Origin of the sequence: Pseudomonas mandelii (assembly GCF_006438925.1) — a bacterium.
Lineage (GTDB): Bacteria > Pseudomonadota > Gammaproteobacteria > Pseudomonadales > Pseudomonadaceae > Aquipseudomonas > Aquipseudomonas mandelii_C.
The window spans coordinates 227,211-247,061 of the sequence record NZ_RCZA01000001.1 but is presented as its reverse complement, the minus strand read 5'-3'; the positions used below and the strand labels follow the sequence as shown (position 1 = coordinate 247,061).

Below are 19,851 nucleotides of genomic sequence, written 5' to 3'. Positions count from 1 at the left end.
CATCGCGTTTTTCACAGGCCGCGGATGATAACGCAATGTTGGTCGTTTCTTGGCTGTTCTATATCAACGGGCCTTGAGCTTCTGATCGATGGCATCCATCAGCAGGCCACCGATGTCGGTGCCAAACGCATTATCAATCTCGCGAATGCAGGTCGGGCTGGTGACGTTGATTTCCGTCAGGTGCTCGCCGATCACGTCGAGGCCGACGAACAGCAGGCCTTTTTCACGCAGGGTCGGGCCGACTTGTGCGGCGATCCAGCGATCTTTTTCGGTCAACGGTCGGGCTTCGCCACGGCCACCGGCGGCGAGGTTGCCACGGGTTTCACCGGCAGCAGGAATTCGCGCCAGGCAGTAATCCACCGGCTCGCCGTCAATCATCAGGATGCGCTTGTCGCCATCGACGATCGCCGGCAGGTAACCCTGAATCATGATCTGCTGTTTGCCATGCAGGGTCAGGGTTTCGAGGATCACCGACAGGTTCGGGTGACCAGCGGTGTGACGGAAGATCGAAGAACCGCCCATGCCATCCAGCGGCTTGAGGATCACGTCGCCGTGATGGTCGGCGAATTCACGCAGTACGTCCGGGCGACGGCTGACGATGGTCGGCGGCGTGCACTGCGGGAACAACGTGGCGAACAGCTTTTCGTTGCAGTCGCGCAGGCTTTGCGGCTTGTTGACCACCAGCACGCCAGCGCGTTCGGCTTGCTCCAGCAGGTAAGTGGAGTAGACGAACTCCATGTCGAACGGCGGATCCTTGCGCATCAGGATCACGTCCAGATCGCTCAGCAGCGCGTCGGTCTCGGCGTCGAGCTCGAACCATTTTTCCGGGTTGGCGAAGACTTTCAACGGACGCATCCGCGCCCGCGCTTCGCCTTCTGCCTGGTACAAGTCGCCCTGTTCCATATAGAACAGTTCCCAGCCGCGCTTCTGTGCGGCCAGCAGCATGGCCAGCGAGCTATCCTTTTTATAGGAGATGCTGGCGATAGGGTCCATGACAATCCCGACGCGAACGCTCATGGGTTTTTCCTCGAAATTGGGTGGGTCGCAGTGACCTGCAAAAGTGGCGTCAGAGTGGCGCTGAGTGTGTTCCCGGTCAAGGAAAAACCACCGCGCCGGTCCCCCGATAGATTGCATTTGGAGACTGTGCTAAAAAGGCTGCCATATCGTTCCGGCCCTTAAACATCAAGGGTTTCGAGCCTCCGGTTATCGGAAATGGACAATTTGATTCGCAAAGGCGACGGTAGAGCAAATATGGAACAGCATTCCAGCGCCTTGAAGGTCATGGTGATCGACGATTCGAAAACGATTCGCCGCACCGCCGAAACGTTGTTGAAGAACGTGGGTTGTGAAGTGATCACCGCCATCGATGGTTTCGATGCCCTGGCCAAGATTGCCGACAATCACCCTGGCATCATCTTTGTCGACATCATGATGCCGCGTCTGGATGGTTATCAGACCTGCGCTTTAATCAAGAACAACAGTGCGTTCAAGTCCACGCCAGTGATTATGCTGTCGTCCAAGGACGGGCTGTTCGACAAGGCCAAGGGGCGCATCGTCGGCTCCGACCAGTTTTTGACCAAGCCTTTCAGCAAGGAAGAACTGCTGAACGCGATCCAGGCCCATGTTCCGGGCTTCGCCGCCGTTTTGCCGCAGTAGGACACGCACAGTGACGCTCGGCCAGTGGGCCCGGCGTCGACAAAAATGGGGAAGACCATGGCACGTATTCTGATCGTCGATGATTCGCCGACCGAAATGTACAAACTGACCGGCATGCTGGAAAAGCACGGTCATGAAGTGTTGAAAGCCGAAAACGGCGCCGACGGCGTGGCGCTGGCCCGTCAGGAAAAACCCGACGCGGTGCTGATGGACATCGTCATGCCTGGCCTCAACGGTTTCCAGGCGACCCGTCAGCTGACCAAAGACCCGGAAACCGGGCACATCCCGGTGATCATCATCACCACCAAGGATCAGGAAACCGACAAGGTCTGGGGCACGCGCCAGGGCGCCAAGGACTACCTGACCAAACCGGTCGACGAAGAAACCCTGATCAAAACCCTGAACAACGTGCTGGCCGGTTGATCGTCCGGCCATGACCGAGTCGCTGACGGCTTTCGAACTGCTGCTGCAGATCGACCAGCGTTGTCGTCTGCTGGCGGCGGACTTGCCGTCCCAGCCGACCCGACAAGACAGTTGGAGCGGCATCGGCTTCCGTCTGGGCGAACACTGGTACGTCGCGCCGATGGGCGAGGTCAGCGAAGTGTTGCACGAGCCGAGGTGTACCCAGCTGCCGGGGGTCAGACCCTGGGTCAAGGGCGTGGCCAACCTGCGCGGGCGTCTGTTACCGATCATCGATTTGTGTGGCTTCTTTTCTGGTAACGAGCCTGGGCATGAGCTGTCAGCTGTGCGCAAGCAGCGCCGGGTCTTGGTGGTGGAGCATAACGAGGTGTTTACCGGGTTGATGGTCGATGAAGTTTTCGGCTTGCAGCACTTTGCCCAGGACAGCCTTGAGCCGGTAGATACCTTGAGCGGCCCGATTGCACCATTCATCAAAGGCCGGTTTCAGCGTGAGCAGACCTGGCAGGTGTTCAGCCCGTTTGCATTGGTGCAGTCACAAGGATTCATGAACGTGGCCATTTGACCGCCGAACCATCCCCTGTGGGAGCGAGCCTGCTCGCGATTGAACGATAACGCGGTTTTTCTGATGCACCGCGGCGCCTGAATCGCGAGCAGGCTCGCTCCCACAGGGTTCTCGGCAAGGTTCACAGGTGTTGGTTAACAGGCGAGGACCGATGATAAAAGCAAAAACAGGCAAGCCAGAAGGGTCGCGCAGCCGGTCACAGATCATCGCGCTGTTCATCGCGCTGATCGTCTTCATCATGCTGCTGTTCGCCAACTTCGCGTACCTCAACACCCAGGCCACGTACGACAAACAGTACATCGGCCACGCCGGTGAGCTGCGCGTGTTGTCCCAGCGCATTGCCAAGAACGCCACCGAAGCCGCTGCCGGCAAGGCGGCGGCGTTCAAGCTGCTGAGCGATGCGCGCAATGACTTTGCCCAACGCTGGGGCTATCTGAAGAAAGGCGACTCAGCCACCGGCCTGCCGCCAGCGCCATCCACCGTGCGCCCGGAAATGCGCGCCGTGCAACTGGACTGGGAACGCTTGCTGAAAAACACCGACGCGATCCTCTCCAGCGAACAGACCGTGCTGTCGCTGCATCAAGTCGCCGCGACCCTGGCCGAAACCGTGCCGCAGTTGCAGGTCGAGTACGAAAAAGTCGTCGAAACGCTCCTCCAGCGCGGGGCCCCGGCCGCGCAGGTGGCCATGGCGCAGCGTCAGTCGCTATTGGCTGAGCGGATTCTCGGTGCGGTGAACACCGTGCTGTCCGGTGATGAAAACTCGCAGCAGGCCGCCGACGCTTTCGGTCGCGATGCTGCGCGATTCGGCCAGGTGCTCAACGGCATGCTCCAGGGCAATCCGTCACTGAAAGTCAGCCAGGTTGAAGACCGCGATGCTCGCGCGCGGTTGATCGAGATTTCCGAGTTGTTCGAATTCGTCTCGGGTTCGGTGGATGAAATCCTCGAAACCTCGCCGGAGCTGTTCAAGGTCCGTGAATCGGCCACCAATATCTTCACCCTGTCGCAGACCCTGCTCGAGGAAGCCTCGCACCTGGCCGGCGGTTTCGAAAACCTGGCCGGCGGGCGCAGCACTGACACCATTGGCGGCTACGTGCTGGGCCTGTTGGCGCTGATGTCGATCATCCTCATTGGCCTGGTGATGGTCCGGGAAACCAATCGTCAGCTGCGCGAAACGGCCGAGAAGAACGAGCGTAACCAGAACGCGATCATGCGCCTGCTCGACGAGATCGAAGACCTGGCGGACGGCGACCTGACCGTGACCGCCTCGGTGACCGAAGACTTCACCGGGACCATCGCCGACTCGATCAACTATTCCGTGGACCAATTGCGCGATCTGGTGGCGACCATCAACCTCACCGCTGGCCAGGTCGCTGCTGCCGTGCAGGAGACCCAGGCCACCGCCATGCACCTGGCCCAGGCTTCGGAGCATCAGGCGCAGCAGATTGCCGAAGCGTCCACCGCGATCAACGACATGGCCCAGTCTATCGATCAGGTCTCGGCCAACGCCGCCGAATCCTCAGCGGTGGCCGAGCGCTCGGTGGAAATCGCCAACAAGGGCAATGAGGTGGTGCACAACACCATCCACGGCATGGACAATATTCGCGAGCAGATTCAAGACACCGCCAAGCGCATCAAACGCCTTGGCGAGTCTTCTCAGGAAATCGGCGACATTGTCAGCCTGATCGATGACATTGCCGACCAGACCAACATACTTGCGCTCAACGCGGCGATCCAGGCCTCCATGGCCGGTGATGCCGGGCGTGGTTTTGCGGTGGTCGCCGATGAGGTCCAGCGGCTGGCCGAGCGCTCGTCTGCCGCCACCCGGCAGATCGAAACCCTGGTGCGGGCGATTCAGACCGACACCAACGAAGCGGTGATTTCCATGGAGCAGACCACCACCGAAGTGGTGCGTGGCGCTCGTCTGGCGCAGGATGCCGGAGTGGCCCTGGAAGAAATCGAAGGCGTGTCGAAGACCCTCGCCGCGTTGATCCAGAGTATTTCCAACGCCGCGCAGCAACAGACGTCCTCGGCCGGTCAGATTTCCCTGACGATGAACGTGATCCAGCAGATCACCACGCAGACCTCGTCCGGCTCCACGGCCACCGCCGAGAGCATTGGCAACCTGGCGAAAATGGCCAGCCAGCTGCGGCGTTCGGTGTCCGGTTTCACCTTGCCGGCCGCCCAGGCTGCGGCTGCGGCTGCGGATAAAGTGTGAAACGCCTGCGAGCGAATGCGTTTTTTGAGTAGAGCAGTGATTTGGAGTGGTTATGGGTGATCGGCACGACTATGTGGCCCTCGAGTGGGTCAAAGGCGAGATTGCCGAAACGCTGAAAGTGGCTCACCAGGCGATTGAAACGTTGCTTGATGACCCGCAGGCGACGCACGCCCTCAGTGAATGCCTGGCATGCGTCCATCAGGTTCACGGCAGTTTGCAGATGGTCGAGTTCTACGGCGCGGCGCTGCTCGCCGAAGAGATGGAACATCTGACCACCGCCTTGCAACAGAACCGCGTCAGTCATCGCGATGAGACGCTCCACCTGTTGCTGCAAGCCCTTGGGCAGCTGCCGATTTACCTTGATCGGGTACAAGGTGCGCGCCGCGACCTGCCGCTGGTTGTGTTGCCACTGATCAACGATCTGCGCAGCGCCCGTGGCGAAAGCCTGTTGTCGGAAACCAGCCTGTTCAGCCCGCAATTGCCGGACCTGCCACCCCTGGACGAAGAGTCGCTGGCGCTGCTGGAGCCGGCGGATTTACCGAACATGCTGCGCAAGTGGCGGCAAATGTTGCAGATGGCCCTGGTCGGACTGCTGCGTGAGCAGGACGGCGAAACCAATCTCGGTTACTTGACCAAGGTTTTTGCGCGCCTCGAAGGGCTGTGCGGCAACGCGCCCCTGAGCCCGTTGTGGCAAGTTGCCTCGGCGCTGGTCGAAGGCATGCGCGGTGGCTCGATTGCTAACAGTCCGGCGTTGCGCAGTCTGTTCAAGGAGGCCGACAAAGAACTGAAGCGCCTGCTCGAACAGGGCATGCCGGGCATCAATCAGCCGGCGCCGCTAGAGTTACTCAAGAGTTTGCTGTTCTACATTGCCAAGGCCGAACATCCCACCGGGCAGATGCTGACCATGAAAGATCGCTACGGACTGGACGACGCGCTGCCTGACAGCGCGATGGTCGACGAAGAACGAGCACGGCTGGCCGGTCCCGACCGCGATGCCATGCGTTCGGTGCTGGCCGCTTTGTGTGAAGAGCTGGTGCGGGTCAAGGAGCGCCTCGACCTGTTCGTGCGCAGCGACCGCCAACACACCTCGGACCTCGAAAGCCTGCTGGCGCCCCTGCGGCAAATCGCCGACACCCTGGCGGTGCTCGGTTTCGGCCAGCCACGCAAGGTCATCATCGATCAACTGGCGGTGGTGCTGAGCCTCGCCCAGGGCCAGCGTGAGCCCAACGACGCGATCCTGATGGACGTTGCCGGGGCCTTGCTCTACGTCGAAGCGACGCTGGCCGGCATGGTCGGCACCGTCGAGCCGGAAAGCCAGGAAGAAAGCCGCCTGCCGACCACCGACCTGACACAGATCCATCAAATCGTGATCAAGGAAGCGCGCATCTGCCTGCAACAGGCCAAGGACATGATCGTCGACTACATCGACGCCGACTGGGATCGCCAGCACTTGCAGCCATTGCCGGCCTTGCTGACCCAAGTGCGCGGTGCGCTGGCGATGATTCCGTTGAGCCGTGCGGCGAGCCTGATCGAAACGTGCAACCACTTCATCCGCGAGCACCTGCTGCTGGATCCGGATCACCCCGGCTGGCAGGAGCTGGACAGCCTGGCCGACGTCATCACCAGCATCGAGTATTACCTGGAGCGCCTCAGCGACGACCCCGAAGCGCCGGGCGAAAAGTTGCTCGACGTCGCGGAAAAAAGCCTGGCCGCGCTCGGGTTTTTCCCCAGCGAGCAGCAGGTGCCGGTGCTTGAAGATGTGCTCAGCCCGAGTGAAGCGCAGGTCATGCAGGATCTGCAGGAACTGGACGACCCAGAGACCGTCAAGTCGCTGGCCGATGTATTGGCCAGCCCTGTGTCCTCCGTCAACCCGCCCTCCCTGACCACCCCGGGAAGCCTGTTACCGCCACCCACCGGTGAAGAACCGGTGGACGATGAGCTGCGGGAAGTGTTCCTCGAAGAAACCGATGAAGTCCTGGAAATCCTCCGGGAGTACCTGCCGCGCTGGTCGGCCGATCCCGAGAGCAAATCGGCCCTGAGCGAACTGCGCCGGGCCTTCCATACGCTCAAGGGCAGTGGCCGGATGGTCCGCGCGTTGGTGCTGGGCGAATTGGCCTGGGCCGTGGAAAACCTGCTCAACCGCGTACTGGAACGCAGCGTTCCGCCAGGGCCGGCGGTGCAACTACTGCTGAGCGATGCGCTGAATCTGCTGCCGGAACTGGTGGCCGAGTTTGCCCACCATGCCCAGCGCCAGCGCAACGACGTTGACCAATTGGCCGCACGCGCCCACGCCTTGGCCAAGGGCAATGAGCCGATACCCGACGAGGACGCACAGGACGTCGCCGCCCTCGATCCGCTGCTGCTTGAGATTTTTCGCAACGAAGCCGAAACCCATTTGGGCAGCCTCAACCGTTTCCTCGATAAAGCCGCCGAGCACGTGCCATTGCAGGCCAGCGACGAGTTGCAGCGGGCGCTGCACACCCTCAAGGGCAGCGCCTCCATGGCTGGCGTATTGCCGATCGCCGAGCTGGCAAGGCCGCTGGATCATTTGACCCGGGAGTACAAGGCGCACCTGATCGCCCTCGACCTGGACGAAGTCGAACTGCTGCTCGAAGCCGAAGGCTTGTTCCGTCTCGGTTTGCGACAGCTCAAGCGTGATCCACTGGCGCAGATTCCCGGCGCCCGCTCATTGATCGAGCGAACCCAGGCGTTGCTGGCCGAGCGGCTGGAAACGCTCCTGAGTGCACCGAATACCGGGTTGCGCATCAAGCGTGATCCGCAACTGATCAACAACTTCCTCGCCCAAGGCATGGACATCCTGCTGGACGCCGAAAGCCTGTTGCAGCGCTGGCAGCAACATCCCGGCGAGCGTCAGGAACTCAGCGCATTGCTGGACGAATTGACCACCCTCGGCGAAGGCGCGCACCTGGCTGATCTGCATCCGGTGGATGAACTCTGCGAAGCCTTGCTCGACCTCTATGGTGCGGTGGAAGAAAGCAGCCTGGCGGTCAGCGAGGCGTTTTTCCATGAGGCGCAAAGTGCCCATGAAGCGCTGATCAACATGCTCGACGAACTGGCCGCCGGCCAGGAAGTCAGCCCCCAACCGGAACGCATTCGGGCCTTGCGCGGGTTGCTCGATGAGAGCCTGGATCCGTCGGCGATGGGGCTGATTCGCAGCGATGGCAGCCGCACGTTGAGCATCCGGGAACTGGGCAGTGCCACGGCCGAACTGGAACAGACCGCGACCCAGGTTGAGCTGGACGATGAGATCGTTTCGATCTTCCTCGAAGAGGCGGTGGATATCCTCGAAAGCGCCGGTCAGGCTTTGCAGCGCTGGCTGAGCGACCCGGACAACGCCGCGCCGTTGTTGTCGTTGCAGCGAGATTTGCACACCCTCAAGGGTGGTGCGCGGATGGCCGAGGTCGAGCCGGTCGGTGAGCTGGCCCATGAACTGGAAAGCCTTTATGAAGGGCTGGTGGACCGCCGTTACGCCTACAGCGAAGCCTTGGCGCACCTGCTGCAACACAGTCATGACCGGCTCGAGCAGCTGCTTGATCAGTTGCAGAACCAGCGGCCATTGGGCGATCCGGGTGAGGTGATCGAGGCCATTCGCGAGTTTCGCCAGGGCAACGCCAGCACTGTTGAAACGGTCGAACCGGCACGGGCCGAGGATTCACCAGGGCATGATCCGGAGCTTCTGGAGATCTTCCTCGAAGAAGGTTTCGACATCATCGAAAACTCCGGCGCAGCGCTGGTGCGCTGGCAGGCCGAGCCTTCGAATCGTCAGGAAGTGGAAACCCTGCTGCGTGATTTACACACCCTCAAGGGTGGCGCGCGGATGGTGGAAATCGCGCCGATTGGCGACCTCGCCCATGAGCTGGAATTCCTCTACGAAGGCCTGTCCGCTGGCGTGCTGCAACCCACCGCCGCGTTGTTCGGCTTGTTGCAAAGCAGCCACGACCGACTGGCGCAGATGCTCGACGCGACCCGTGCCGGTCAGCCATTGCCGCTCGCCGATCAACTGATCGACGCGATCAAGAATTTCAGTCATCCGGCCGTGCCCGAAGCACTGGCACCGGTCGCGGCGAGCGCAACGCCGAAAGTCGAGACGCCGGCACCACAACCCGATGCCGGCGCGGACATGGTCAAGGTCTCGGCGGAGCTGCTCGACGATCTGGTCAACCTGGCCGGCGAAACGTCGATCTTCCGTGGCCGGATCGAACAACAGGTCAACGATGCACGTGTGACTCTGAGCGAAATGGAAACCACCATCGAGCGCATGCGCGACCAGTTGCGTCGTCTCGATACTGAAACCCAAGGGCGGATTCTCAGCCGCCAGCAAGTCGAAGCCGAACGCTTGGGCTACGAAGAATTCGATCCGCTGGAAATGGATCGCCACTCACAGTTGCAGCAACTGTCGCGCGCGCTGTTCGAATCCGCCTCCGACTTGCTCGACCTCAAGGAAACCCTCGACCGACGCAATCAGGACGCGGAGAACCTGCTGCAACAGCAGGGCCGCATCAACACCGAATTGCAGGAAGGCCTGATGCGCACGCGCATGGTGCCGTTCGAACGGATGCTGCCGCGCTTGAAGCGGATCGTCCGGCAGGTCTCCAGCGAACTGGGCAAGGACGTGGAATTTATCGTCGGCAATGCCGAAGGCGAGATGGACCGCAACGTCCTCGAACGCATGGCCGCGCCGTTGGAACACATGCTGCGCAACGCCGTGGATCATGGCCTGGAATCCGCCGAGGTGCGCATCGCGGCGGGTAAACCGGCTCAGGGTCGTATCACCCTGGACCTGTCGCGAGAGGGCGGCGACATCATTTTCGACATCCGCGACGACGGGGCCGGCGTGCCGCTGGACGCGGTGCGGCGCAAGGCGATCAAGCGCGGGTTGCTGGCCCCGGACAACGACATCAGCGACCGCGATGTACTGCAATTCATCCTGCAACCGGGGTTCTCCACCGCCGAGAAAATCACCCAGATTTCCGGACGCGGCGTCGGCATGGACGTGGTGCATGAAGAAGTCCGGCAGCTCGGCGGCAGCATGAGCATCGACTCTGTGCCGGGGCAGGGCGTGCACTTCCGGATTCGCCTGCCGTTTACCGTGTCGGTCAACCGGGCGCTGATGGTGCAGTGCTTTGATGATCAGTACGCGATCCCGCTGAACACCATCGACGGCATCGTTCGCGTGTTGCCCAACGAACTTGAAGGGCATTACCGGCTCGATCCGCCGACCTACAAATACGCCGGGCAACACTATGAACTGTGTTACCTCGGCGAACTGCTGAAAACCAGCCACCGCCCGAAACTGCTGGGGCAGAGCCTGCCGCTGCCGGTGTTGCTGGTGCAGTGCAACGAGCGGCACATTGCGGTGCAAGTCGACTCCATGGCTGGCACTCGCGAGATCGTGGTCAAAAGCCTCGGCCCGCAGTTTGCAGCGGTGCAGGGTTTGTCCGGGGCCACGATTCTCGGCGATGGGCGGGTGGTGCTGATTCTCGACTTGCTGGCGCCGATCCGCGCGATGCAGGCCCGCGTGCCGCAACAGTCAGCGACTCAGGACGCGGAGGTCGAGCCGCATAAACCGCTGCTGGTGCTGGTGGTCGATGACTCGGTGACCGTGCGCAAGGTCACCAGCCGTCTGCTGGAACGCCACGGCATGAACGTGCTGACCGCCAAGGACGGTGTCGACGCCATGCTGCTGCTTGCAGACCACATGCCTGACCTGATGCTGCTGGACATCGAAATGCCGCGCATGGACGGTTTTGAAGTCGCGACCCAGGTACGCGCTGATGAACGTCTGCAGCACCTGCCGATCATCATGATCACCTCCCGCACCGGGCAGAAACACCGCGACCGCGCCATGGCCATCGGCGTCAACGACTACCTTGGCAAGCCGTACCAGGAATCGGTGCTACTCGAAAGCATCACCCTGTGGAGCAAAACCCATGCTTGAACACCGCACCAGCAACCTCACCGGCCTGCTGCTGCCCTTGGCTGACCGCAACCTGATCCTGCCCAACGTCGCTGTTGCGGAGCTTATCGATTACCAACCCAGCGCCTTCGACCTCGACACTCCACCGTGGTACCTCGGGCGGGTCATGTGGCGGAACCGGCAGATTCCGTTGCTGAGTTTCGAGTCGGCATGTGGGCAGAAAATCGTGATCGGTGAGCGGGCGCGGATTGTGATTCTCAATGCGCTCGGCGGGCGGCCCGATTTGAAATTCATCGCCTTGCTGGTGCAGGGGATTCCGCGGTCTTACAAGCTTGATAGCCAGTTGAGCTATGTGGATGTGCCGTTGTGTTCGCTGGAACAGGCGGCGGTGCAGGTGGGGGAGCAAGTGGCCAAGGTGCCGAATTTGTTGGCTCTGGAGGAGTTGCTCGTAATCGCTGGGTTGATCTGACTGGCCCCATCGTCGGAACGCCGCCCGGAGCAAGCTCGCTCCCACATTTGATCTGTGTCGTACACAAACCTCCTGTGGGAGTGAGCCTGCTCGCGATGGCGGCCGTCAATTCACCTCAAACCTGAAGGCTAAACCTTTGCTTGATCCCGCAACTGCATCTGCAACGCCTCATAGTGATCCAGCGCCCGCTCCACCAACAACTGCACCCCATCCGCCATGCGGCTGAGCGCCAAGGCTACAGAGCGGCGTGAGCCTTCCACATCGTCCGCCAGATCTGCAGCAATGGCGCTGATGGACAGCAGGTCTTCGGATGCATTGGCCAGAAGGGCTTCGGTGTCGATATCGGGGGAGACGCTGAAGAGGTGATGTTTGCGGCGCTTGCCCGGTTTTTCAGGGGGCGGGAAGTAGTAGGAAAAGACGCGGTCGGCGGCTTCCTTGAGTTTTTCGGCTTCGAGGGATGCTTCGGAACCGGTGTCGGTTTCCGGGGGATTGGGAGTTGGTTTGAACATAGTGAAGCTCCATTTAATGAGTTTCAGCTGCTCCATTCGGTTCCAGCCGAAGGGGTGGCAGCTGTACGCGGGCTGGAACCCGGGCAAACGGACAAAACCCGACAGACACTAAGGTCTCCCGCGCACAGCCGCCATAACGGAGTGCACACATTAAAGGTGCGCAAGCATACGTTATGAAAGGCGCTTTTGCCTCGTTAACACCTCGGGATTCCAGGCCCGGTCGCTGAGGTTGGCAGCGACACACAAACGATAAAGATCAACGCAAAACCGCACCAGTCAGCGGGTTCCGGCTTTGCTGTAGGCAGCGACGCCAGACGGCGTAGCCTCACACCGCTCCTGCGGACAAACTTTTAAACACAAAACCCCATTTGGCTGGCGAAGGTTGAAGAGTCCAAAAAAGGGACTGATCGGTCCTTTTTTGGGACTTGTCGATGATTGCTGTGGAGCTTTCTCAGGACAGGTGTTTCAACACAAAAACTAGGTGTGTTCGAAATCTACCCCTCACCCCAGCCCTCCCGAAACGTCGGACCGCCCCAGAGGGGAGAGGGGGAAAGGGAGCCGATCTTCAAGCTTTTCAAAACCTGAGTTCAACTCGATATCTCAGGTCAATGTAGCTCCAAGAACACCTCGGTCAGTCCCCTCTACCCTCTGGGGCGGTCCGACGTTTCGGGAGGGTTAGGGTGAGGGGTGGATTTAACTCACACAAAAGAAAACCAGACCAACCATTACCCTGACCGTAACAATCCAACACTCTGCTTGATTGATGCCCCCCACCAAACGCTCCTAAGGTGACTCCACGACAGCGAACCCGTGGAGTGGTCATGACAACAACAATATCCCCCGACTCGCGATGGACGCGGCGGCGCAGCGAAAAGCAGCGGCGTCTCGAGCTGGTACGGGGTCTCGCCGACGGTGTGGTCTTGCCCACCGACAAAATCGTTGCGGCGCTGGAGGCCTTGATCCTGCCCGGCGACCGTGTGGTGCTGGAGGGCAATAACCAGAAGCAGGCGGATTTCCTCTCCCGCTCCCTGGCCAAGGCCGATCCCGCGAAGCTGCATGATCTGCACATGATCATGCCCAGCGTCGGACGTTCCGAGCATCTGGACCTGTTTGAACGCGGCATCGCCCGCAAACTCGACTTCTCTTTCGCCGGCACCCAGAGCCTGCGTATCAGCCAGTTGCTGGAAGACGGCCTGCTGGAAATCGGTGCGATCCACACTTACATCGAGCTCTATGCGCGACTGGTGGTCGACCTGATCCCCAACGTCGTGCTCTCGGCCGGTTTCATGGCCGACCGTGCTGGCAACATCTACACCGGCCCGAGCACCGAAGACACGCCCGCCTTGATCGAACCGGCCGCCTTCAGCGACGGCATCGTCATCGTTCAGGTCAATCAGTTGGTGGACGATGTCAGCGAGTTGCCCCGCGTCGACATCCCCGCGTCCTGGGTAGATTTCGTGGTGGTGGCCGACAAGCCGTTCTACATCGAACCGCTGTTCACCCGCGACCCGCGCCACATCAAGCCTGTGCATGTGCTGATGGCGATGATGGCGATCCGCGGGATCTACGAAAAACACAACGTCCAGTCCCTGAACCACGGCATCGGTTTCAACACCGCTGCTATCGAATTGATCCTGCCGACCTACGGCGAATCCCTCGGCCTGAAGGGCAAGATCTGCCGCAACTGGACCCTCAATCCGCACCCAACCTTGATCCCGGCCATCGAAAGCGGTTGGGTCGAAAGCGTGCATTGCTTCGGCACCGAATTGGGCATGGAAAACTACATCGCCGCCCGGCCCGACGTGTTCTTTACCGGGCGCGATGGCTCCCTGCGCTCCAACCGGATGTTCTGCCAACTGGCCGGGCAATACGCAGTAGACCTGTTCATCGGCGCCACGCTGCAAGTCGATGGCGACGGCCATTCCTCGACCGTGACACGCGGACGGCTGGCTGGTTTCGGCGGTGCGCCGAACATGGGCCATGATCCGCGTGGTCGCCGTCATGGCACGCCGGCCTGGCTCGACATGCGCCACGACGATGCGCCCGAAGCGCTGCTGGAGCGGGGCAAAAAACTCGTGGTGCAAATGGTCGAGACCTTCCAGGAGGGTGGCAAACCGACCTTCGTCGAAACCCTCGACGCGGTGGAAGTGGCGAGAAAAAGCGGCATGCCGCTGGCGCCGATCATGATCTACGGCGACGACGTCACTCACCTGCTGACCGAAGAAGGCATCGCCTATTTGTACAAGGCGCGTTCGCTTGAAGAACGTCAGGCGATGATCGCGGCCGTGGCCGGAGTCACCGTCATCGGTCTGCGCCACAACCCGAAAGACACCGCGCGCATGCGCCGCGAAGGCCTGATCGCCTTGCCCGAAGACCTCGGCATCCGCCGCACCGACGCCACCCGCGAACTGTTGGCGGCTAAAAGCGTGGCCGATCTGGTGGAGTGGTCCGGTGGCCTCTACAACCCGCCCGCCAAGTTCAGGAGCTGGTAATGCACGCCTTTAACCTGCAACCGAAAACCCTGTCCCTGGCTGAGCGGCTGGCGGATCTGGCCGTGGACGCGCTGATCGACGAAGCGGACCTGTCGCCGAAACCGGCGCTGGTCGACCGTCGCGGCAATGGCGCGCACACCGATTTGCACCTCGGGCTGATGCACGCTTCGGCGCTGTCCCTGTGGCCGGCGTTCAAGGAAATGGCGGAGGCCGCCATCGAGTTCGGCGAAGTCGGTTTACCGCTGCGCGAAGCCATTGGCCTGATCGGTCGTGAAGGCGAGGAAGTGATGCTCGCCACCACGGGCGGCGTGAATACCCATCGCGGCGCCATCTGGGCCTTGGGTCTGTTGGTCGCGGCGACTGCGCTGGAACCTGAATCCACTGGCGCAGGCGCCATTACCTTGCGCGCCGCACGCCTGGCCTTGCTCGACGACCGTTACGCGCCGCGTCCTCTGAGCCACGGCGCGCAAGTCGCGCAGCGTTATGGCGCTCGCGGTGCCCGTGAAGAAGCGCAGCTCGGTTTCCCGGCAGTGATTCAACGGGCGCTGCCGCAACTCAAACGCAGCCGCGCCGCCGGTCATGGCGAGCAGAACGCCCGGCTCGATGCCTTGCTGGCGATCATGACGGCGCTTGCCGACACCTGTGTGCTCTACCGCGCAGGCGAACAAGGCCTGCAGACCATGCAACTCGGCGCCCAAGCCGTGCTCGACGCCGGCGGCAGTGCCAGCCTCGCCGGCCGCCGCCGTTTGCATGCGCTGGACCAACAATTAATCGCGTTGAATGCCTCGCCAGGCGGTGCTGCCGACTTGCTCGCAGCCTGCCTGTTCATCGACCGCATCGAGTCGGCCGACGGCATCATCCAGGGAGCTTTCTGATGGAAACCTTATCTTTTGAATTCCCCGCCGGGCAGCCGCCGCGCGGCCGGACGCTAGTGGGCTGTGTCGGCTCGGGCGATCTGGAAGTGCTGATCGAACCAGGCCAGGCCGGCAAGCTGACGATCAAGGTGCAGACCTCGGTCAATGGCGCTGAACAACGTTGGCAGCATCTGTTTGCGCGGATGTTCGACGGTCAGACTCCACCCGCGATGGCCATCGATATCCACGACTTCGGCGCGACGCCTGGCGTGGTGCGCTTGCGTCTGGAACAAGGCTTTGAGGAGATCGGCCATGACTGACAATGCAACGCTCCTCGACAAACACAGCTTCGTCGAACTCGGCGCCCGGCAACGGGCGAAAGCCTTGCTCGACGCGGGCACCTTCCGCGAATTACTCGACCCGTTTCAGCGCGTCATATCGCCGTGGCTGTCGCGTCAGGGCGTAGTGCCGCAAGCCGATGACGGCGTGGTGATCGCCAAGGGCAGCATCGGCGGTTTGCCGGTGGTGATCGCCGCGATCGAAGGCGCGTTTCAGGGCGGCAGCCTCGGTGAAGTCGGCGGGGCGAAGATTGCCGGTGCGCTGGAGCTGGCGGCCGAAGACAACCGCAATGGCATTCCCACTCGCGCCGTATTGCTGCTGGAAACCGGTGGCGTGCGTTTGCAGGAAGCCAACCTCGGGCTGGCGGCGATTGCCGATATTCATGCGGCGATTGTCGATCTGCGCCAATACCAGCCAGTGGTGGGTGTGGTGGCGGGCAGCGTCGGCTGCTTTGGCGGGATGTCGATTGCCGCCGGGTTGTGCAGTTATTTGCTGGTGACTCAGGAAGCGCGGCTTGGCCTCAACGGTCCGCAAGTGATCGAACAGGAAGCCGGGCTTGAGGAATACGACTCCCGTGATCGTCCTTTCATCTGGAGCCTGACCGGTGGCGAGCAACGTTTTGCCAGTGGTCTGGTGGATCGTTTTGTCGCTGACGACGTGGCGCAGGTTCAGCAGCAGGTCGGTGAATTGCTCAAGCAAGGTTTGCCGGAACAGCAACGCAGCCGTCAGGCCGAATTGTTCCTGCAACGATTGGCCCGTCTGGACGCCGAGCCGCAAATCGAGCCGTCGACGGTTCGCGATCTGTATCAAGGAGAGCGCTCATGAGTTCGTATTCCCTGAGAGGCTTGAACTGGTTCAACGCCTTGAGTGCGGGCGCCAAACCGGTTGATGGTTTGCCCGCTTCGTTGAAGGTTGCCGACGGTGTATTGGGTGACCAACCCGTTCGCTTTATCGCGGTGGTGGCTGATCCCGACAACCGCTTCGTCCGCGCCCGCAATGGCGAGGTCGGTCTGTTGGAAGGTTGGGGACTGGCCAAAGCCGTGGATGAAGTCATCGCAGCGGATCTGGATAAATCGCAGAAACGCGCCTTGATCGCCATCGTCGATGTGCCGAGTCAGGCCTACGGTCGTCGCGAAGAAGCACTCGGCATTCATCAGGCCTTGGCCGGTGCCGCGGACAGTTATGCCCGCGCCAGACTGGCCGGCCACGCCGTGATCGGTTTGCTGGTGGGCAAGGCGATGTCCGGGGCGTTTCTCGCTCATGGGTATCAGGCTAATCGGCTGATTGCCCTGCGAGATCCGGGCGTGATGGTGCATGCGATGGGCAAGGCTTCGGCGGCGCGGGTGACGTTGCGCAGCGTCGAAGAACTCGAAGCACTGGCCGCCAGCGTGCCGCCGATGGCGTATGACATCGACAGCTACGCGAGCCTTGGACTGCTTTGGGAAACCTTGTCGGTGGAACAGATCGAGCAGCCGACGGCGGAGGATCTGACGCGCGTGGCTGAATGCCTGAACCAGGCGATTGGCGATGTCGCCGCTCATGGTCGAGATCTGAGCAGCCGCTTGGGCGCGACCAACCGTGCGGCGTCGAGCCAGGTTCGCCAACTGTTGAGAGAGCAGTGGTGAACACGCTTCTGGCCCACGACCTGCTCTGGGGGATGACCCCGGAGCAGTTACCTGCGGATGCGCCTTCGTGGGTGATCGAGTCGATCAGTGCGGGTCAACCGGTGGTGGTTCGGCGTGCGTTGAGCGCGGCGGATCACATCGCGGTCGGCGTGCGTGGGCGTTTGCGTGAGCAGCGGTATGCGACGGTGATGTCGGTCGATGCGATCCAGCGTCAAGTACGGCCGGAAGCGCTTTGCCATGTCTCGATTGATCGGGATTTGCCGGCAGTGCGCGCCCTCAATCAACTGCGGCCGATGCTCGATTCCTGTGAGTGGGTGTGGGGTGTCAGCGGCAGTGCCGGGTTTGAATTGGCCAGCGGTTTTCAGGCATTGCATGAGGGCAGCGATCTCGACTTGATCCTGCGTACACCGCAGCCGTTGAATCGTGTGCGGGCGCAGGCACTGGTGAAGATTCTCGATGCTGCTGTCTGCCCAGTGGACATGCAGTTGCAGACTCCACTCGGTGCAGTCGCTTTGCGCGAATGGGCCAGCTCTGCACGTCGGGTTTTGCTGAAAAGCGCAAGCCAGGCTGTTCTGGTGATTGATCCGTGGAATCCGCAGGAGCAAGCAGCGTGAGCAGTTTGCTGGTGTTCCCAGGCCAGGGCGCGCAGCAGCCGGGCATGCTCCATCGTTTGCCTCGGGAAACAGTGATCGAGGCGAGTGAAGTGCTTGGCGAAGATACATTGCTGCTGGATTCTGCTGAGTCGTTGAAGTCGACAAGGGCGGTTCAGCTCTGCCTGTTGATCGCCGGCGTCGCCGCTTCACGCCAGTTGCGGTTGGCGGCGGATTACGTGGCCGGGCTTTCCATCGGCGCCTACCCGGCAGCGGTGGTCGCCGGCGCGTTGAGCTTCAGCGATGCGTTGCATCTGGTCAGCCTGCGCGGTGAACTGATGCAACAGGCTTATCCACAAGGCTATGGAATGACCGCGATCATCGGTCTGGATCTGGCCACGGTGGAAAGTTTGCTGGCGCAGGTTCACAGCGTCGACACGCCGGTGTACCTGGCGAACATCAACGCCGATAACCAGGTGGTCATTGCCGGCAGCGATGGCGCGATGAAAGCGGTCGCCGAGTTGGCCAAAGGTCGCGGTGCAGGTCTGGCCAAACGTCTGGCCGTCAGCGTGCCGTCCCACTGCCCGCTGCTGGAAACACCTGCGAAAACCCTGGCCGACGCCTTCGCTAACGTGCAGCTGAAAACACCGACGCTGGGCTACCTGAGCGGCAGTCGCGCCCGGCCCATCATCAACACTGACGCCTTGCGCGACGACCTGGCGTTCAACATGTGCCGCGTGGTGGATTGGCGCGGCACGGTACAAAGCGCTTATGAGCGCGGCGTACGTCTACAGATCGAACTGCCACCCGGTGCGGTGCTGACCGGGCTGGCGCGCCGGGTGTTCGAGCAGGGCACCGTGATTGCCTTCGACGGTGCGCGGCTCGATACCTTGCAGGCGCTGTTGCGTGAGGAGGGAAGCCGCCAACCCTAGAACACCGACTCAGGCCTTCGAACAACAAAAACAACATTCGACGATGCACTTTGAGGACAACAACAATGATTATTTACGGTGTGGCACTGTTGGCGATTTGTACGCTGGCAGGGGTGATCGTGGGTGACATGCTCGGCATGTTGCTGGGCGTGAAATCAAACGTCGGCGGCGTCGGGATCGCAATGATCCTGCTGATCTGCGCACGGTTGTGGATGCAAAAACGCGGCGGCATGACCAAGGATTGCGAAATGGGCGTCGGCTTCTGGGGCGCCATGTACATTCCGGTGGTGGTCGCGATGGCCGCGCAACAGAACGTCGTCACCGCACTGCACGGTGGCCCGGTGGCGGTGCTGGCAGCGATCGGCTCGGTGGTGATCTGCGGTTGCACCATTGCCCTGATCAGCCGGACTCACAAAGGCGAACCGTTGCCCGATGAACCGGCGGACATAACGCCGGTCGGCACTCCAGTAGGAGGTCGCTGATATGTGGGAACTCATTGAGAAGGGGCTGGCCAATAACAGTCTGGTTACCGCGTTCGCGTTCGTCGGCGTGATCATGTGGGTGTCGGTGGTGCTGTCCAAGCGCCTGACGTTCGGACGGATTCACGGTTCGGCGATTGCCATCGTCATCGGGCTTGTTCTGGCCTGGGTCGGCGGCACGATGACGGGCGGGCAAAAAGGCCTGGCGGATCTGACGCTGTTTTCCGGCATCGGTCTGATGGGCGGCGCGATGCTGCGGGACTTTGCGATCGTCGCCACGGCGTTCGAAGTGCAAGCCACCGAAGCGAAAAAGGCCGGTTTGATCGGTGTGATTGCACTGCTGCTGGGCACGATCCTGCCGTTCATTGTCGGCGCAAGCATGGCCTGGGCGTTCGGTTATCGCGACGCGATCAGCATGACCACCATCGGCGCAGGTGCGGTGACCTACATCGTCGGGCCGGTGACCGGGGCGGCGATTGGTGCGAGTTCGGATGTGGTGGCGTTGTCGATTGCCACCGGGTTGATCAAGGCGATTTTTGTGATGGTCGGCACGCCGATGGCCGCACGCTGGATGGGGCTGGATAACCCGCGGTCGGCGATGGTGTTTGGTGGGCTGGCCGGGACGGTGAGCGGTGTGACGGCCGGGTTGGCGGCGACGGATCGGCGGTTGGTGCCTTATGGCGCGTTGACCGCGACGTTCCACACCGGGCTTGGGTGCTTGCTTGGGCCTTCGTTGTTGTACTTCATTGTTCGCGGGATTGTCGGCTGACC

General features: G+C 61.5%; 17 protein-coding genes. 15 read left to right on the top strand and 2 right to left on the bottom strand.

All coding sequences use genetic code 11. From position 1 onward, the window contains the following. Positions 1-63: 63 nt before the first annotated feature. Complete coding sequence (gene gshB / locus EAH74_RS01110) at positions 64-1,017, bottom strand: glutathione synthase (RefSeq protein ID WP_140675026.1); 954 nt, start codon at positions 1,015-1,017, stop codon at positions 64-66. 234 nt (positions 1,018-1,251) lie between these two features. On the opposite strand from gshB, the gene pilG reads away from it, so the two are divergent. From pilG to EAH74_RS01080, 6 genes are all read left to right on the top strand, one after another. Beyond that, on the top strand, positions 1,252-1,656 hold the full coding sequence (gene pilG / locus EAH74_RS01105; RefSeq protein ID WP_008152601.1) for a twitching motility response regulator PilG: 405 nt from the start codon (positions 1,252-1,254) through the stop codon (positions 1,654-1,656). A gap of 57 nt (positions 1,657-1,713) precedes the next feature. Further along, positions 1,714-2,079, top strand: coding sequence for a twitching motility response regulator PilH (gene pilH, locus EAH74_RS01100; RefSeq protein WP_008068134.1), 366 nt, complete (start codon positions 1,714-1,716; stop codon positions 2,077-2,079). A gap of 10 nt (positions 2,080-2,089) precedes the next feature. Beyond that, complete coding sequence (locus EAH74_RS01095) at positions 2,090-2,638, top strand: chemotaxis protein CheW (protein WP_140675023.1); 549 nt, start codon at positions 2,090-2,092, stop codon at positions 2,636-2,638. Between the two features lie 151 nt (positions 2,639-2,789). After that, complete coding sequence (locus tag EAH74_RS01090) at positions 2,790-4,853, top strand: methyl-accepting chemotaxis protein (protein WP_140675020.1); 2,064 nt, start codon at positions 2,790-2,792, stop codon at positions 4,851-4,853. 52 nt (positions 4,854-4,905) lie between these two features. After that, positions 4,906-10,812: an Hpt domain-containing protein gene (locus EAH74_RS01085; RefSeq protein ID WP_140675017.1), complete on the top strand. Its 5,907-nt coding sequence runs from the start codon at positions 4,906-4,908 to the stop codon at positions 10,810-10,812. Further along, a complete protein-coding gene (locus tag EAH74_RS01080) occupies positions 10,805-11,260 on the top strand; it encodes a chemotaxis protein CheW (RefSeq protein ID WP_140675014.1) in 456 nt (151 codons plus the stop codon). Before EAH74_RS01085 ends, EAH74_RS01080 begins: the two co-directional genes overlap by 8 nt. Positions 11,261-11,388: 128 nt before the next feature. Here the strand turns inward: EAH74_RS01080 and EAH74_RS01075 are convergent, their stop codons facing one another. Continuing rightward, positions 11,389-11,769 carry a DUF6124 family protein gene (locus EAH74_RS01075; protein WP_140675011.1) on the bottom strand — a complete coding sequence of 127 codons (381 nt, stop codon included), beginning with the start codon at positions 11,767-11,769 and terminating at the stop codon, positions 11,389-11,391. Between the two features lie 821 nt (positions 11,770-12,590). Here EAH74_RS01075 and mdcA point away from each other — a divergent pair. From mdcA to madM, 9 genes are all read left to right on the top strand, one after another. Beyond that, positions 12,591-14,261 (top strand): malonate decarboxylase subunit alpha, encoded by a 1,671-nt coding sequence (gene mdcA, locus EAH74_RS01070; RefSeq protein ID WP_134420658.1) that lies wholly within the window; start codon positions 12,591-12,593, stop codon positions 14,259-14,261. Then, the gene (locus EAH74_RS01065) at positions 14,261-15,136 is read left to right on the top strand and encodes a triphosphoribosyl-dephospho-CoA synthase (protein WP_140675008.1); all 876 of its coding nucleotides are present in this window, start codon (positions 14,261-14,263) and stop codon (positions 15,134-15,136) included. Before mdcA ends, EAH74_RS01065 begins: the two co-directional genes overlap by 1 nt. Next, the gene (locus EAH74_RS01060; protein WP_008026217.1) at positions 15,136-15,435 is read left to right on the top strand and encodes a malonate decarboxylase subunit delta; all 300 of its coding nucleotides are present in this window, start codon (positions 15,136-15,138) and stop codon (positions 15,433-15,435) included. The genes EAH74_RS01065 and EAH74_RS01060 overlap by 1 nt, the downstream gene beginning before the upstream one ends. After that, entirely contained in the window at positions 15,428-16,279 is an 852-nt protein-coding gene (locus tag EAH74_RS01055; protein ID WP_140675005.1) for a biotin-independent malonate decarboxylase subunit beta, read from the top strand. The genes EAH74_RS01060 and EAH74_RS01055 overlap by 8 nt, the downstream gene beginning before the upstream one ends. Further along, a complete protein-coding gene (mdcE, locus tag EAH74_RS01050) occupies positions 16,276-17,079 on the top strand; it encodes a biotin-independent malonate decarboxylase subunit gamma (protein WP_140675002.1) in 804 nt (267 codons plus the stop codon). Before EAH74_RS01055 ends, mdcE begins: the two co-directional genes overlap by 4 nt. Continuing rightward, positions 17,073-17,693, top strand: a complete 621-nt coding sequence (locus EAH74_RS01045) for a malonate decarboxylase holo-ACP synthase (RefSeq protein ID WP_140674999.1) — start codon at positions 17,073-17,075, stop codon at positions 17,691-17,693. Before mdcE ends, EAH74_RS01045 begins: the two co-directional genes overlap by 7 nt. Next, a complete protein-coding gene (gene mdcH / locus EAH74_RS01040) occupies positions 17,690-18,601 on the top strand; it encodes a malonate decarboxylase subunit epsilon (RefSeq protein ID WP_140674997.1) in 912 nt (303 codons plus the stop codon). Before EAH74_RS01045 ends, mdcH begins: the two co-directional genes overlap by 4 nt. A gap of 65 nt (positions 18,602-18,666) precedes the next feature. Continuing rightward, positions 18,667-19,083, top strand: a complete 417-nt coding sequence (gene madL, locus EAH74_RS01035; protein WP_140674994.1) for a malonate transporter subunit MadL — start codon at positions 18,667-18,669, stop codon at positions 19,081-19,083. 1 nt (position 19,084) lies between these two features. Continuing rightward, positions 19,085-19,849, top strand: a complete 765-nt coding sequence (madM, locus tag EAH74_RS01030) for a malonate transporter subunit MadM (protein ID WP_140674991.1) — start codon at positions 19,085-19,087, stop codon at positions 19,847-19,849. Positions 19,850-19,851: the final 2 nt, after the last annotated feature.

Excerpts from the sequence above, each read along its gene's own strand:
- EAH74_RS01080 (WP_140675014.1), top strand. The coding sequence starts at position 10,805 with ATGCTTGAACACCGCACCAGCAACCTCACCGGCCTGCTGCTGCCCTTG.
- EAH74_RS01060 (WP_008026217.1), top strand. The coding sequence starts at position 15,136 with ATGGAAACCTTATCTTTTGAATTCCCCGCCGGGCAGCCGCCGCGCGGC.
- EAH74_RS01090 (WP_140675020.1), top strand. The coding sequence starts at position 2,790 with ATGATAAAAGCAAAAACAGGCAAGCCAGAAGGGTCGCGCAGCCGGTCA.
- mdcE (WP_140675002.1), top strand. The coding sequence starts at position 16,276 with ATGAGTTCGTATTCCCTGAGAGGCTTGAACTGGTTCAACGCCTTGAGT.
- EAH74_RS01095 (WP_140675023.1), top strand. The coding sequence starts at position 2,090 with ATGACCGAGTCGCTGACGGCTTTCGAACTGCTGCTGCAGATCGACCAG.
- pilH (WP_008068134.1), top strand. The coding sequence starts at position 1,714 with ATGGCACGTATTCTGATCGTCGATGATTCGCCGACCGAAATGTACAAA.
- gshB (WP_140675026.1), bottom strand. The coding sequence starts at position 1,017 with ATGAGCGTTCGCGTCGGGATTGTCATGGACCCTATCGCCAGCATCTCC.
- EAH74_RS01085 (WP_140675017.1), top strand. The coding sequence starts at position 4,906 with ATGGGTGATCGGCACGACTATGTGGCCCTCGAGTGGGTCAAAGGCGAG.
- EAH74_RS01075 (WP_140675011.1), bottom strand. The coding sequence starts at position 11,769 with ATGTTCAAACCAACTCCCAATCCCCCGGAAACCGACACCGGTTCCGAA.
- mdcA (WP_134420658.1), top strand. The coding sequence starts at position 12,591 with ATGACAACAACAATATCCCCCGACTCGCGATGGACGCGGCGGCGCAGC.
- EAH74_RS01055 (WP_140675005.1), top strand. The coding sequence starts at position 15,428 with ATGACTGACAATGCAACGCTCCTCGACAAACACAGCTTCGTCGAACTC.
- pilG (WP_008152601.1), top strand. The coding sequence starts at position 1,252 with ATGGAACAGCATTCCAGCGCCTTGAAGGTCATGGTGATCGACGATTCG.
- EAH74_RS01065 (WP_140675008.1), top strand. The coding sequence starts at position 14,261 with ATGCACGCCTTTAACCTGCAACCGAAAACCCTGTCCCTGGCTGAGCGG.
- madL (WP_140674994.1), top strand. The coding sequence starts at position 18,667 with ATGATTATTTACGGTGTGGCACTGTTGGCGATTTGTACGCTGGCAGGG.
- madM (WP_140674991.1), top strand. The coding sequence starts at position 19,085 with ATGTGGGAACTCATTGAGAAGGGGCTGGCCAATAACAGTCTGGTTACC.